The organism is Streptomyces sp. NPDC058086 (genome assembly GCF_042885015.1).
Classification (GTDB): domain Bacteria; phylum Actinomycetota; class Actinomycetes; order Streptomycetales; family Streptomycetaceae; genus Streptomyces.
Map to the genome: position 1 here is coordinate 1 of NZ_JBHVST010000288.1, position 1,659 is coordinate 1,659.

General features: G+C 68.1%; 1 protein-coding gene. It reads left to right on the forward strand.

The genetic code is table 11. From position 1 onward, the window contains the following. Positions 1–103 precede the first annotated feature (103 nt). Positions 104–1,612, forward strand: a complete 1,509-nt coding sequence (locus ACFVWD_RS58295; protein WP_389607296.1) for an ISL3 family transposase — start codon at positions 104–106, stop codon at positions 1,610–1,612. The last annotated feature ends 47 nt before the right edge of the window (positions 1,613–1,659 follow it).

Here is a 1,659-nt window from a genome sequence, read left to right on the forward strand (position 1 = left end):
GGCTCTTCCAAGATTTTCGTAGCCGGTGATCACTTCAACTTGCCTGTGGCGTCGACTGGTTGACGGTGCCAGGCTGGCTGTGTGTGTTGTCGTGGTGGGGGACCTGCTGCCGCAGCTGGCCGTGGTGCAGGTCGAGCGGGTGGAGGCTGGCGGGGGCCTCCTGCGGGTCACGGCCCGGACCAGGGATGATGCTCCGGCAGCGTGTCCGGGGTGCGGGCGGGGGTCGGACTGGGTGCATTCGCGTTATGTGCGGCATGTCGCGGATGAGGCGGTGGGCGGCCGTGCGGTCGTGATCGATTTATCGGTGCGCCGTTTGTACTGCGAGAACCCCGTCTGCGAGAAGGTCACCTTCGTCGAGCAGGTCGAGGGGCTGACCCGGCGTTACCAGCGCCGTACTCCAGCCCTGCAGAGGGTGGTTGATGCGGTGGCTGTGGCGCTGGCCGGATCGGCTGGAGCACGACTGTTGAGCGTGCTGCACCACGTCCTGTCCTGGGCGAGTGTGCTGAACTGCCTGATGCGCATCGCTTTGCCTGCTCGACCGGCTCCGCGGGTGCTGGGGATCGATGAGTTCGCCCTGCTCAAGGGCCACCGCTACGCGACGATCCTGATCGATGCCGAGACCGGCGAGCGCATCGAGGTACTGCCGGACCGGAAGAAGGAGACGGTTACCGCGTGGCTGAAGGCCCACCCCGGCATTGAGGTCATTTGCCGGGACGGGGCCGGGGGCTTCGCCCAGGCCACCACGGACGCTGATCCCGCGATCGTGCAGGTTTGCGATCGCTGGCACCTGTGGCACGGCCTGGCCGAGGCGGCGTTGAAGGAGGCCGGCGCCCACAGCGCCTGCTGGGCCAAGGCCGGCCCGCCGCTGCGGGAGGGCACGCGTGCGCAGACCACCCGCGAGCGGTGGCAGCAGGTCCACCAGTTGCTGGACGCCGGGGTCGGCCTGCTGGAATGCTCCCGCCGGCTGAGCCTTTCCCTGAACACCGTCAAGCGCTACGCCCGCCACAGCGAACCCGAGCGCATGGTCCGGGCACCGCAGTACCGGCCCACCCTGGTCGACTCCTACCGCGACTACCTGCGCCGGCGTCGAAGCGAGGACCCCGCAGTGCCCGTTACTCACCTGCTGCGCGAGATCAAGGAGCTGGGCTACACCGGCAGCGCGAACCTCCTGGTCCGCTACATCACCCAAGGGCGGGTCGAGGCCGACCACGCCACCCTCTCCCCACGCAAGGTCGCCAACCTCCTGCTCACCGACCCCGCCCACCTGCGTGACGACAAACAGGTACTGCGTGACCAACTCACCGGAGCCTGCCCGGAGATGACCGCTCTGGCCGCCTCGGTGCGCGACTTCGCGGCGTTGCTCACCCCGGCACAGGCCAACGCCGAGACGCTGACCGGCTGGATCACTCAAGTCCGGGCAGCGGACCTACCCTTCCTGCACTCCTACGCCACCGGCCTCGAGCGAGACCGCGCGGCCGTCGACGCCGCCCTCACCCTGCCCTGGCACAACGGCCGTACCGAGGGCGTCAACAACAAGATCAAGCTGATCAAGCGGCAGACCTACGGCCGCGCCGCACACCCCCTCCTACGCCAGCGCATCCTGCTCAGCTGACCTCAAAGTCCACGGGAATCACCGGCTACGAAAATCTTGGAAGAGTC